We start from the raw sequence: 12,269 nt of genomic DNA, 5'->3' as shown, positions 1-12,269 counted from the left end.
CGTGCCGGAAAAACCAACGGAGACCCCCGTTATGCCGAAGCTTAGACTGACCATTCGCGCCAGCCTGCTCAGCATCTCCGCCGTGCTCTGCGTGGCCGTCGTCGTCCTGGCCGGCCTCCAGACGCTGGACGCCTGGAACGCCATGACGAAGGCCCAGGAGATCGGCGAAAGCGACACCACCTCCACCCTGCTGCTGGAAAGCGCGGCGGACTGGGCGGTGGAGCGCGGGACGACCGTCGCCGCGCTGGCGTCGCGGGAGCCGATCGATTCCGCAAGGCGCGCCAGGATCTATAAGCAGCGGCAAGCGGCGGACGAGAAATTCGCGGCCGCGCTCGACAGGATCGCGGAGAGGGGCGCCTTCAGGGGTCGCGACAACCTGGTGGCCGACGCGAAGGCCGCGCACGCGGATCTTCAAGAGACGCGCGCGAAGCTGGACCGCGAACTGGCGAAGTCGAAAGCGGCGCGGTCCTACGCCCTGGATAAGGAGTGGGTTCCGGTCGTCACGAAAACCATCCATACATCCCAGCGGCTGCGCCGGGCGGCGGCTTATGTGCCCGAGACGGTCCTGAGCCGGCAGATGCTTCTGCGCGACTTCAAGGACGCAATCTGGGTGATGAGCGAGTACGCCGGCCGCGAGCGCGCGGTCATCGGCGCCGCAATCACTGCGGAAGAACAACTCGATACCGAGAAAATCGGAACGCTGTCGCGCTTCCGCGGCCGGGCGGAGCAGGCCTGGGGGCAGGTCGAGTCCTATCTCGATAAGGATGGGGTCTCGCCGCGCATCCGCGGCGCCGTGGACAAGGTGGAGCAATCCTTCTTCGGCACCTTCGAGGATGCGCGTCAGGAGGTCTATGAGGCCGGCATCGCCGGGGAGCCGTATCCCATCGACACCGAGGAATGGGTCGGCCGCGCCACCCAGGGCATCGACAACCTGCTGGCCCTGGCCGACGCGGCAAGCGGCGTTAGCCAGGAGATTGCGGAAGTTACCGCCGGCGAGGCCCGCAACGCCGTGATCGCGAACGCCATTGTCCTGCTGATCGGGATCGCGCTGGCGGTTCTCGCGGTTTGGGTGGTGCTTGGCCGCGTGGTGCGGCCGATCCGCGGCATCACCGACGGCATGCGCGCGCTGGCCGACGGCAACCTGGAGGTCGAGCTGCCGAACGCCGACCGGGGCGACGAGGTGGCCGAGATGTCGCAGGCGGTCGAGGTGTTCCGCCAGAACGCGCTGGAGGTGCGCCGCCTGGAGGAGGAGCAGAAGGAGCAGGCCAAGCGCGCCGAGGAGGAGAAGCGCCGCGCGATGCACGAACTGGCCGACAGCTTCGAATCAAGCGTGAAGGGTATCGTCGACCACGTCGCCTCCGCCGCGACCGAGATGGAGAGCACGGCTGGCAGCATGTCCACCATCGCCGAGCAGTCGCAGCGTCAGGCGGCGGCCGTCGCCTCCGCCGCCGAGCAGGCCTCGGGCAACGTCCAGACTGTGGCGTCCGCCAGCGAGGAGCTTGGCACCTCCATCGGCGAAATCGGCCGGCAGGCCGGCAACTCCACCAAGGTCGCCAAGGGTGCCGTGGAGAAGGCCGATGCCACCACGCGTCAGGTGGAGAACCTGGTTTCCGCCGCCGGCGAGATCGGCAAGGTGGTGACGCTGATTCAAGATATCGCCGAGCAGACCAACCTGCTGGCCCTCAACGCCACTATCGAGGCGGCGCGTGCCGGCGATGCCGGCAAGGGCTTCGCCGTTGTGGCCAACGAGGTGAAGTCGCTCGCCAATCAGACGGCGAAGGCGACCGAGGAGATCTCCAGCCAGATTTCCACCATCCAGGACGCCACCGGCGAGGCGGCATCCTCCATCAAGGCGATCAGCCAGACGATTCACGAGATCGACGAATCGTCCAGCTCGATCGCTGGCGCGGTGGAGCAGCAGAATGCCGCCACCGGCGAGATCTCCCGCAACGCGCAGGAGGCCGCCACGGGCACCAACGACGTCTCGCAGAACGCGGAGGGTCTGAACGCCGCCTCCCAGGAAACCGGGACCGCCGCCACGCAGGTGCTCAATGCCTCGCGCGACCTGGCCGAGCAGTCGCAGAACCTGGGCAAGGAGGTCGCGAACTTCCTGCAGCGTATCCGGGCGGCTTGAGAAAAAGCCGGCGTGTGTGGGGGAGCTTGCGGCTCCCTCACACCACCTGGAAGCCTTTGACGTAGGGATCGCGCGGGTCCAGGAAGAGCGTGTTGAAGCCGGTGATGACGGCCCAGCCCTCGATCGAGGGCACAATGGCAGGGTGGTTGCCGACCTCGGTACAGGCCTCGACCCGGCCGGTGAAGAGAGAGCCGATAATGCTCTCGTGGACGAAGCTGTCGCCCACCATCAAGTCGCCGCGCGCGGCAAGCTGAGCCATGCGTGCCGAGGTGCCGGTGCCGCACGGGCTGCGGTCGATGGCGCGGTCGCCGTAGAACACGGCGTTGCGGGCATTGACCCCCGGCTGTGTCGGCGTACCGGTCCACATGACGTGGCTACAGCCGCGAATCGTCGGATCCTCCGGGTGCACGAGGTCCACCGCCTCGTTCACGGCGCGGCGCACCAGTGGCGACAGGCGCAGGATATCCCCGGCCGAGATCGACTCCAGGCCGCCGTAGGCCTCCTGCGGTTCGATGATGGCGTAGAAGTTGCCGCCATAGGCGACATCCAGGCGCAGGCGGCCCAGCGTCTCCACTTCCACCTCGACGCCGCTTTCCGCGAGGTAGGCGCCGACGTTGGTGATCTTCACCGCCTCCACCCGGCCCTGGCTGGCGCGGTACTGCGCCGTCACCCGGCCCGCCGGCGTATCGAGGCGCACCTCGCCCTCACGGCGCGGCGCCACCAGCCCGCGCTCCAAGGCGAAGGTGACGGTGCCGATGGTGCCGTGACCGCACATCGGCAGGCAGCCCGATGTCTCGATATAGAGGACCCCGGTATCGCCGTCCTGCGTCGTCGGCGGGTAGAGGATGGCGCCCGACATCATGTCGTGGCCGCGCGGCTCGAACATCAGGCCGGTCCTGATCCAATCGTAGCGCGACAGGAAATCCTGCCGCCGCGCGCTCATCGTTTCCCCCTGAAGCGCCGGCCCGCCACCGGCAACGAGACGCACCGGATTACCGCAGGTGTGGCCGTCGATGCAGAAGAAGGTGTTGGGGGTGATGGTTGTCATGTCCTTTGTCTTTCGCCTTCCTCGCTTCGGGCACCGCCGTGCCCTCAGACCGGCCGAAAGGTTGCACCCGCTTCCCGCCCGGCTATGATCGCGCCGCCATGAACGATGTCAAAACAGCCGCCGGGACGACCGGAACCGGCCTGCTCGCCGCCGACGAGCCGGCACCCTACCACGTCTACAACCCACGGGGCAGCGCCCCGGTGCTGCTGCTGTGCGACCACGCGGACAACTTCATCCCGCGCGCGCTGGACCGGCTGGGGCTGAACGACGAGCATCTGGAGCGGCACATCGCCTATGATATCGGCATCGCGCCGGTGACGGAAATGATGGCCGACGCACTGGATGCACCGGCGGTGTTTTCGCACTTCTCGCGGCTGATCGTCGATCCGAACCGGCAGCTCGACGATCCGACGCTGATGCCGCAGGTCGCGGATGGGACCGTGGTGCCGGGCAACGAGGACCTGGGCGGCGATGCGGTTGAGGCGCGGCTGGCCGCCTTTTTCCGGCCCTATCACGACGCGGTGGAGCGCCAGCTCGATTCCATGCAGACGGCCGCGCGACGGCCCGCCGTGATCTCCATGCACTCCTTCACGCCGGTGATGCGCGGGCGCGAGCGGCCCTGGCACGTCGGCGTGCTGTGGGACAGCGACGAGCGCCTTCCGGTGCCGCTGATGCGGCGGCTGGCGGCGCAAGGCTACTGCGTCGGCGACAACGAGCCGTACTCCGGGCGCGACGGCCACGGCTACACCCAGCACGTCCACGCCGACCGGCGGGGGCTGGCGAACGCGCTGATCGAGCTGCGCCAGGATCTGATCGACACGCGCCACGGCCAGCGCGAATGGGCGGACATCATGATCGACGCCCTTCGCCCGCTTCTCGACGATCCGGCGCTTTACCGCCCGAGCGGTTCCTGATTTCCGCCTTTGCAAGTTTCCCTGGCGAACGGCAAACTCGAAGGAACGGCAACGCACGCGGGACATGCCGGCATGGCGCGAATCACGCCCTCTTTCACCCTCGGCGTGGAGGAGGAATACCTGCTGGTCGAGCAGGAGACGCGCGACCTCGTCACCGAGGTGCCCGACGACCTGATGGAGGCCTGCGAGGCCCGGATGAAGGGCCGCGTCAGCCCCGAATTCCTGCGCAGCCAGATCGAGGTCGGCACCGGCGTCTGCAAGACCGTGCAGGACGTCCGCGCCGAGCTTGCCGGCCTGCGCGGCAACGTGGCGGAGGTGGTGCACGGATATGGCCTGGCGCCCATCGCGGCCTCCACCCATCCCTATGCCGCCTGGACCAGCCAGAAGCACACCGACAAAGCGCGCTATCATATCCTGGCCCGCGACATGCAGGCGGTGGCCCGGCGGCTCATCATCTGCGCCATGCACGTCCACGTCGGCATCGAGGACGACGACCTGCGCATGGACCTGATGAGCCAGGCCGCGTACTTCCTGCCGCACCTGCTGGCACTGTCGACGTCGTCGCCGTTCTGGCGCGGGGAGAGCACGGGGCTGAAGTCCTATCGACTGGCGGTGTTCGACGAACTGCCGCGCACCGGCCTGCCCGAGGATTTCCAGTCCTGGGGCGAATACCAGCGCCATCTCGACATCCTGATCGCCGCCGGCCTGATCGAGGACGGCACGAAGATCTGGTGGGACATCCGCCCTTCCGCGCGCTTTCCGACGCTGGAGATGCGCATCACCGACATCTGCACGCGCCTGGAGGACGGCATCTGCATCGCGGCGATGTTCGCCTGCATTCTGCGCATGCTCCACCGCCTGAAGCGCAATAACCAGCGCTGGCGACGCTATGCCAACATGCTGGTGCAGGAAAACCGCTGGCGCGCGCAGCGCTATGGCTTCGACGAGGGGCTGGTGGATTTCGGGCGCGGCGAGATCCTGCCCTACGGCGAGCTGCTGGAGGAGTTGCTGGAGTTCATCCGCCCGGACGCGGAAGAGATGGGCTGCGTCGCGGAGGTGCTGCACACCCGCGAGATCCTGCGCCGCGGCACCTCAGCCCACCGCCAACTCGCGGTCTATCATGCGGCAATGCAGGACGGCTGCGACAAGGACGAGGCGCTCAAGCGCGTGGTCGACGTGCTGGCGGAGGAAACCGTCGCCGACCTTTAGCCCGCCTGGATGCTCTTCGCCGCGACGGCCTTTTACCAGGGCAGTTAAGCCATTACCCTGCCGGCCAACAGAGACCCCAGAAGGAGGACCGCCGCGATGGCGCAGCTTGAGGTTGAGCTCGTTCCCGCGCTTTCCGACAATTATATCTATCTTGCCCACGAGCCCGAGAGCGGCGAGACCGCCGTGGTCGATCCGGCCGTGGCAGAGCCGGTGCTGAAGGCGGCGGAAAAGAAAGGCTGGACCATCAGCCACATCCTGAACACGCACCACCACGGCGACCATACCGGCGGCAACCTGGAGATCCAGCGGGCCACCGGCGCCCCCATCGTTGGCCCGAAGTACGACGAGGCCCGGATTCCCGGCCTGCAGGTGGCGCTTGAGGAAGGCGACACCTACAAGGTCGGCAACGCCGAGGCGAAGGTCTTCTTCACCCCCGGCCACACGCGCGGACACATCTGCTTCTGGTTCCACAACGCCGATGTGATCTTCACCGGGGATACCCTGTTCGCGCTGGGCTGCGGCCGGCTGTTCGAGGGCGACGCGGCGCAGATGTGGAACTCCCTGCAAAAGCTGCGCGACCTGCCGCCGCAAACGCGAATCTACTGCGGCCACGAGTACACGCAGACCAACGCCCGCTGCGCGCTCAGCGTCGACCCCGACAATGCAAAGCTGAAGGAGCGGGCGAAGCGGATCGACGAGCTGCGCGCCAAGGGTCAGCCAACCATCCCCTCGACCCTGGGCGAAGAACTGGAGACCAATCCTTTCCTGCGCGCCGACGATCCCGGCCTTGCGCAGGCGCTGGGCATGGGCGGCGCCGACCCGGTCGCGGTCTTCGCCGAGGTGCGCCAGCGCCGCAACAACTTCTGACCCGGCTGCGTGCCCGATACAGTCCACAAGGGAGTGCCCTCGTATGCTGCTGCGCCATTCGCCCACCTCGCCCTTCGTGCGGAAGGTCACGGTGACCGCCGCCGAGCTTGGCCTTGCCGAGCGCATCGCCTGGAAGCCCACCAACCCCTGGGACCCGAACGACGACCTGCCGGACGACAATCCGATGGGCAAGGTCCCCGCGCTGGTGCTGGACGACGGCGAAACGCTCTTTGATTCAGGTGTGATCTGCGAATATCTGGACAGCCTGCACGACGGCGAGAAGCTGTTCCCCGCCGAGGGCGAGCGCCGCTGGCAGGCATTGCGCCTGCACGCGCTGGCGGACGGTATACTGGAAGCGGCCGTGGCGCGCCTCGTCGAACGGAGCCGCCGGCCGTCAGAGCTGTACTGGGCCGAGTGGGACACCCGGCAGGCGGAGAAGGTGCGCCGCGCCCTCGACATGCTTGAGCGTAATGAGGGCGTGCTGGAAGAGCGCCTGACCATCGCCCAGATCACGGTCGGCTGCGCGCTTGGCTATCTGGATTTCCGCTTCCCGGACGAGGACTGGCGCGCGGCCCGGCCCAGGCTGGCGGCCTGGTTCGAAACCTTTGCCCAGCGCCCTTCGATGCAGGCGAGCGTTCCGAAAGCGGCCTGAGCGCGACGGCGGCGGGGAGAAAGAAATGCGATTAAGCGAGTTCGACGCCCTGACCTTCGATGTCTACGGCACGCTGATCGACTGGGAGACCGGGATCGCGGAGGCGCTGACGCCCTGGGCCGAATCCGCCGGCCTCGCGGTAACGCGGGCGGATCTCGTGGCGGCTTTCGGCCGCTTCGAATCCAAGCGCCAGCAGGAGAACCCGGAAACCCGCTATCCCGAGGTTCTGGAGCTGGTGTTCGAGGACATTGCCCGCTCCTTCGGCGTCGAGCCGCGCCCCGCCGACGCGGCGGAGTTCGGGGAATCGGTCGGAAACTGGCCGGCGTTCCCGGACAGCGCCGAGGCGCTGGCGTATCTCGCCCGGCACTATCGCCTCGGCGTGATCTCGAACGTGGACCGCGCGTCCTTCGTTGCCTCCAACCGCAAGCTGGGCGTCGATTTCGACATCATCGTCACCGCCGAGGATGCCGGGGCCTACAAGCCGAACCTGAAGCCCTTCCACATGGCCCTGGAACGGCTGAGCGAGATCGGCGTCGGCTTCGACCGGCTGTTGCACACCGCGCAGTCGCTGTTCCACGACCATGCACCGGGCAAGGAATTGGGGCTCACCACCTGCTGGATCGACCGGCAGGGCCAGGCCGGCGGCAATGGCGATTGGGGTGCCACCCCACCGCCGCCGGGTGCCCCGAAACCGGACATCGTTTTCCCCTCGATGGCCGCGCTGGTCGAGGCGCACAAGAAGGAGATGGCCGGCTGACTACAGCCAGCCGCGGCGCTTGAAGAAGACGTACGGCAGGATCGCCGAGATCACCATCGCCAGGAGCGCCAGCGGGTAGCCGAAGGGCCAGTCCAGTTCGGGCATGTAACGGAAGTTCATACCGTAGATGCTGGCGATCAGCGTCGGCGGCAGGAACACCACGGCGACGACCGAGAAGATCTTGATCGTGGCGTTCTGCTCGATGCTGATCATGCCGAGCGTGGCGTCGAGTAGCAGGCTGACCTTGGTGTTCAGGAACGACGCATGATCGGACAGCGAGGAGACGTCCTGCTGCAGCGTCTTGATCTGCGCCTGCGTCGTCTTGTGCCGACGCAGGCTTTCCAGCGGCTGCGCGAAGGCGCCGATTCGCGCGATGCTCACCAGGCTCTCGCGCGCTTTCGAAATCAGGTCGCCGTTGCGGCCGATACGCTTCAGCACGTCTTGGTAGTCCGGCTTGGCCTTGCCCTGCCTGTTCGCGAAGATCTCGCGCGAAATGTCGTCGAGCTGCGCCTGCGCCGACTCCAGGATATCGGCAAGCCGGTCCACCACGGCCTCCAGCAGGCCCAGGAGAACCGCATCGTGGCGGGTATATTCGTCGGGATGGCGCTGGGCGTGCGCGGTGAACGTGCGGAACGGCAGCGGGTCGGCGTCGCGCACCGTGATCAGCAGCGACTCGGTCACGATGAAGGTGACGACGCTGCTTTCCGGGTTCGTCGTGTCCGCGTTGGTCACCAGCGTCGCCGTCATGAAACTGGCGTTCGTCGTGTGATAGAGGCGACTGGAGGCCTCGATTTCCGCCATCTCCTCCCGCGTCGGGATATCCAAACCGAAGTGCTGTTCGACGGCCTTTTCCTCTGCCGTATCCAGCTGCAGCAGGTCGATCCACACCAGATCCGCCGGCCACGGGCCCCCGACGGCGACCTCGCGCACGGAAATTCGGCCCTGTTCGATGCTGTAGACGCGGATCACGCGGCCCTCCCGGGCTGAAATCCCATAACGGAGTCGGAATGCATCGCGAGCTTGCCCTGCAACACCGTTTGGCCGCAAGCTCCGGCGCATGAGGGGGTTTCTGGACGCCTTGTACAAGGCGAGCGGCGGCCTGGCGGCGATGTTCCTGTGCGCCATCGCGCTGGCGGTGCTGGCGCAGGTCGGCGCCAATGTCGTCGACGCGCTGGTGAAGTGGATCACCGGCACACCCTTCGGGCTCGTCATTCCCTCCTATGCCGAGTTCGCGGGCTTTTTCCTGGCGGCGGCGACCTTCTTCGCGCTGGCCTACACATTGCGCCACGGGGCGCACATCCGGGTTACGCTGGTGCTGCAGATGCTGCCGCCGCGCCTGCGCCACGCGGCGGAGGTATGGTGCCTGCTGGCGGCGGGACTGCTGTCCGGCTACTTCACGGTCTACATGGTGCTGCTGTGCCTGGAGAGCTGGCGCTACGGCGACATGTCCACCGGCATGGTGGCGATCCCGATCTGGATTCCGCAAAGCACGATGGCGCTGGGCCTGATCGTGCTGACAACGGCGCTGCTGGATGAGCTCGTCTCGGTGCTGCGCGGGCGGGTGCCAATGTACGAGCGGGAGACGGTGTACGAGCGGGAGACGGAGTGAGCGATGGATCACCTCGGCCTCACCGTCGTCCTGGTGCTGGTGCTCTTCGCGCTGCTGGGCAGCGGCGTCTGGGTGGCCTTCTCGCTGCTGGGCGTGGGCGTGGTGGCGATGGAGCTGTTCACCGGCGCGCCGGTCGGCCGGGTGATGGCGACGACGATCTGGGGCGCCAGCAACTCCTGGGCGCTGGCGGCGCTGCCGCTGTTCATCTGGATGGGGGAGATCCTGTTCCGCTCGCGCTTGTCGGAGGATCTGTTCAGCGGCCTGGCGCCCTGGATGGGCCGCCTGCCCGGCCGGCTGATGCACGTGAACATCCTGGGCTGCGGCATCTTCGCGGCCGTCTCCGGCTCCTCGGCCGCGACGGCGGCGACCATCGGCAAGATGGCGATACCCGAGCTGACGCGGCGCGGCTACGACGAGACCATGACCATCGGCACGCTGGCGGGCTCAGGCACGCTGGGCCTGCTGATCCCGCCGTCGATCATTCTGATCGTCTATGGCGTCGCCATCGAGGAATCCATCGCCCGGCTGTTCGTCGCCGGCATCGTGCCGGGCGCAATGCTGGTCCTGATGTTCATGGGCTATGTGGCGCTGTGGTCGGTGCTGAACCCCGCCCGCACCCCGCCACGCGAGCCGGCGATGGCGTTCGGCCGGAAAGTCTGGCAGTCGCGCCGGCTGATCCCCGTGGTGCTGCTGATCGTCGGCGTGATCGGCTCGATCTACCTTGGCATCGCAAGCCCCACCGACGCCGCTGCGGTGGGCGTGGCGCTGGCGCTGTTGCTGTCGTGGCTGTCGGGCACCCTGGACTGGCGCAGCTTCCGCGACGGGCTGATGGGGGCGACGCGGACGTCGTGCATGATCGCCTTCATCCTGGCGGGGGCGGCCTTCCTGACCTCGGCGATGGGCTTCACCGGCATTCCCCGGACGCTGGCGCAGTGGATCGGCACGCTGGACCTGTCGCCCGCCATGCTGCTGGTGGCGCTGACCCTGTTCTTCATCGTACTGGGCTGCTTCCTGGACGGGATCTCGGTCGTCGTGCTGACCACCGCCGTCATCCTGCCGATGGTGGAGGCGGCGGGCATCGACCGGATCTGGTTCGGCATCTACCTGGTCATCGTGGTCGAGATGTCGCAGATCACACCGCCGGTGGGCTTCAACCTCTTCGTGCTGCAGGGCCTGACCGGCCGCAACATCCTGCAGATCGCCCGCGCCGCCATCCCCTTCTTCGGTCTGCTGCTGCTGGCCGTGGTCCTGCTGGTCGCCTTTCCCGAACTTGCGCTGTGGCTGCCAGACCAGATGGCGCGGATGCAATAGCGCGCCCCCTCTTCCGCTTGCGGGACGGCGCCGGGGCAGCCACATTCCAGTGGGATTATATCATTGCGAAGCTGGAGGAAGGACATGGCGGGCGAGACCGCGCTTGAAGCCAACTGGCTGGACGAACTCGGCGCGCTGCTGGGGGATCGACTCAGCACCTCGCAGGCGCTGCGCGAGCAGCACGGGCGCGACGAATCGTACCACCCCGCCCACGCGCCGGACGCCGTCGTCTTCGCCACCTCGACCGAGGAGGTGGCGGAGATCGTGCGTATCTGCGCCCGGCACCGCAAGCCGGTGATCCCCTTCGGCACCGGCACCTCGCTGGAGGGGCACGTCGCCGCGCTGTCGGGTGGGGTCAGCCTGGACCTGTCGCGGATGAACGAGGTGCTGGAGGTCAACGCCGAGGACCTGGACTGCAAGGTGCAGGCCGGCGTGACGCGCAAGCAGCTTAACGACTACATCCGCGACACCGGGCTGTTTTTCCCCATCGATCCAGGCGCCGACGCCTCGCTGGGCGGCATGGCGGCGACCGGGGCGTCCGGCACGAACGCGGTACGCTATGGCACGATGCGGGAGAACGTGCTGGGCCTGACGGTGGTGATGGCCGACGGCTCGGTGGTGCATACCGGCGGCCGGGCGCGGAAGTCCAGCGCCGGCTACGACCTGACGCGGCTGATGGTGGGCTCGGAAGGCACGCTTGGCGTGATCACCGAGGTTCGCCTGCGCCTGCACGGCATTCCCGAGGCCGTCAGCTCCGCCGTTTGCGCCTTTCCAACGCTGGAGGGCGCGGTCGATACGGCGATGATGGTGATCCAGTCCGGCATCCCGGTGGCGCGCATGGAGTTGCTGGACGAGGTGCAGATGGACGCCGTGAATCGCAACTCCAAGCTGGACTACCCAGTCCAGCCGACAATCTTCTTCGAATTCCACGGCACCGAGGCTTCGGCGCGCGAGCAGGCGGAGATGACCGGCGAGATCGCCCGCGACAACGGCGGCACCGACTTCCGCTGGGCCACCCGCCCGGAGGAGCGCGGCAAGCTCTGGCAGGCCCGCCACGATGCCTTCTATGCCGCGATCGGCCTGCGTCCGGGGGCCAAGGGCTGGCCGACCGACGTCTGCGTGCCGATCTCGCGTCTGGCGGAATGCGTGCTGGAGACCAAGCGCGATATCGAGGAGACGGGTTTGCTGGCGCCCATCGTCGGCCACGTCGGCGACGGCAATTTCCACCTCGTCTTCGTGGTCGATCCCGACGACAAGGCGGAGATGGAGAAGGCGGCCGCCCTCAACGACCGGCTGGTGGAACGGGCGCTGAGGATGGAAGGCACTTGCACCGGCGAGCACGGCATCGGCTATGGCAAGATGCACCTGTTGGAGCAGGAGCACGGCGACCTGCTGCCGGCCATGGCGGCCATCAAGCGGGCGCTTGACCCGCTCAACATCATGAATCCCGGAAAGATCGTGCGCGTGGACGCCAATTGAGCCCTGCCAGCGTTCCACCACGGCGCAGCCGCGGGGCTCCGTCCAGGCCTTGAGCTTCCACTACAAACTTATCCGCCCCGACAGAAAACAGGGGCGGGTGTCGTTATGGATTTTGACCCGCCCCTGAGGTTACAGGGAGAACTCTCACGCAGAGATCGGCCGGAGGGCTGGAGGGTCCGTCCCCCTCCACGGAACGCCATTCGTCTCCGGCCCATTGCCACCCGGTCCCGGGTGGCGTCACCGCGGGGCGTGTGCGGGCGCCCCGCGATTCCTTCGGCCGGCCAGCGCG

11 protein-coding genes are annotated in these 12,269 nt (G+C 67.4%); 9 read left to right on the top strand and 2 right to left on the bottom strand.

The window, feature by feature from the left end; translation table 11 throughout:
* Positions 1-31: 31 nt before the first annotated feature.
* Positions 32-2,134 (top strand): methyl-accepting chemotaxis protein, encoded by a 2,103-nt coding sequence (locus DRB17_RS11210; RefSeq protein ID WP_161958788.1) that lies wholly within the window; start codon positions 32-34, stop codon positions 2,132-2,134.
* Positions 2,135-2,171: 37 nt separating this feature from the next.
* Here DRB17_RS11210 and DRB17_RS11205 read toward each other — a convergent pair whose 3' ends face one another.
* The gene (locus DRB17_RS11205; protein ID WP_421778699.1) at positions 2,172-3,182 is read right to left on the bottom strand and encodes a 4-hydroxyproline epimerase; all 1,011 of its coding nucleotides are present in this window, start codon (positions 3,180-3,182) and stop codon (positions 2,172-2,174) included.
* A gap of 98 nt (positions 3,183-3,280) precedes the next feature.
* Here DRB17_RS11205 and DRB17_RS11200 point away from each other — a divergent pair, with 98 nt between their 5' ends.
* The 5 genes from DRB17_RS11200 (at position 3,281) to DRB17_RS11180 (ending at position 7,581) form a co-directional block, all read left to right on the top strand.
* Entirely contained in the window at positions 3,281-4,096 is an 816-nt protein-coding gene (locus tag DRB17_RS11200; protein WP_114582299.1) for an N-formylglutamate amidohydrolase, read from the top strand.
* Between the two features lie 72 nt (positions 4,097-4,168).
* Positions 4,169-5,305 carry a carboxylate-amine ligase gene (locus tag DRB17_RS11195; protein WP_114582298.1) on the top strand — a complete coding sequence of 379 codons (1,137 nt, stop codon included), beginning with the start codon at positions 4,169-4,171 and terminating at the stop codon, positions 5,303-5,305.
* Positions 5,306-5,401: 96 nt separating this feature from the next.
* Positions 5,402-6,172 carry a hydroxyacylglutathione hydrolase gene (gloB, locus tag DRB17_RS11190; protein ID WP_114582297.1) on the top strand — a complete coding sequence of 257 codons (771 nt, stop codon included), beginning with the start codon at positions 5,402-5,404 and terminating at the stop codon, positions 6,170-6,172.
* Between the two features lie 43 nt (positions 6,173-6,215).
* Complete coding sequence (locus tag DRB17_RS11185) at positions 6,216-6,824, top strand: glutathione S-transferase family protein (protein ID WP_114582296.1); 609 nt, start codon at positions 6,216-6,218, stop codon at positions 6,822-6,824.
* Positions 6,825-6,849: 25 nt separating this feature from the next.
* Complete coding sequence (locus tag DRB17_RS11180) at positions 6,850-7,581, top strand: HAD-IA family hydrolase (RefSeq protein WP_114582295.1); 732 nt, start codon at positions 6,850-6,852, stop codon at positions 7,579-7,581.
* Here DRB17_RS11180 and DRB17_RS11175 read toward each other — a convergent pair whose 3' ends face one another.
* On the bottom strand, positions 7,582-8,550 hold the full coding sequence (locus tag DRB17_RS11175) for a magnesium transporter CorA family protein (RefSeq protein WP_241503815.1): 969 nt from the start codon (positions 8,548-8,550) through the stop codon (positions 7,582-7,584). It lies immediately after the preceding gene.
* Positions 8,551-8,638: 88 nt separating this feature from the next.
* Here DRB17_RS11175 and DRB17_RS11170 point away from each other — a divergent pair, with 88 nt between their 5' ends.
* The 3 genes from DRB17_RS11170 (at position 8,639) to DRB17_RS11160 (ending at position 11,980) form a co-directional block, all read left to right on the top strand.
* A complete protein-coding gene (locus tag DRB17_RS11170) occupies positions 8,639-9,190 on the top strand; it encodes a TRAP transporter small permease (RefSeq protein WP_114582293.1) in 552 nt (183 codons plus the stop codon).
* A 3-nt stretch (positions 9,191-9,193) separates the two neighbouring features.
* The gene (locus DRB17_RS11165; protein ID WP_114582292.1) at positions 9,194-10,501 is read left to right on the top strand and encodes a TRAP transporter large permease; all 1,308 of its coding nucleotides are present in this window, start codon (positions 9,194-9,196) and stop codon (positions 10,499-10,501) included.
* 84 nt (positions 10,502-10,585) lie between these two features.
* Complete coding sequence (locus DRB17_RS11160) at positions 10,586-11,980, top strand: FAD-binding oxidoreductase (protein WP_114582291.1); 1,395 nt, start codon at positions 10,586-10,588, stop codon at positions 11,978-11,980.
* Positions 11,981-12,269: the final 289 nt, after the last annotated feature.

The sequence above is a fragment of the Ferruginivarius sediminum genome, from assembly GCF_003344765.1.
GTDB classification, from domain to species: Bacteria; Pseudomonadota; Alphaproteobacteria; order Kiloniellales; family Rhodovibrionaceae; genus Ferruginivarius; species Ferruginivarius sediminum.
The sequence above is the reverse complement of the archived record's forward strand: the minus strand, read 5'-3'. Positions and strand labels throughout refer to the sequence as shown.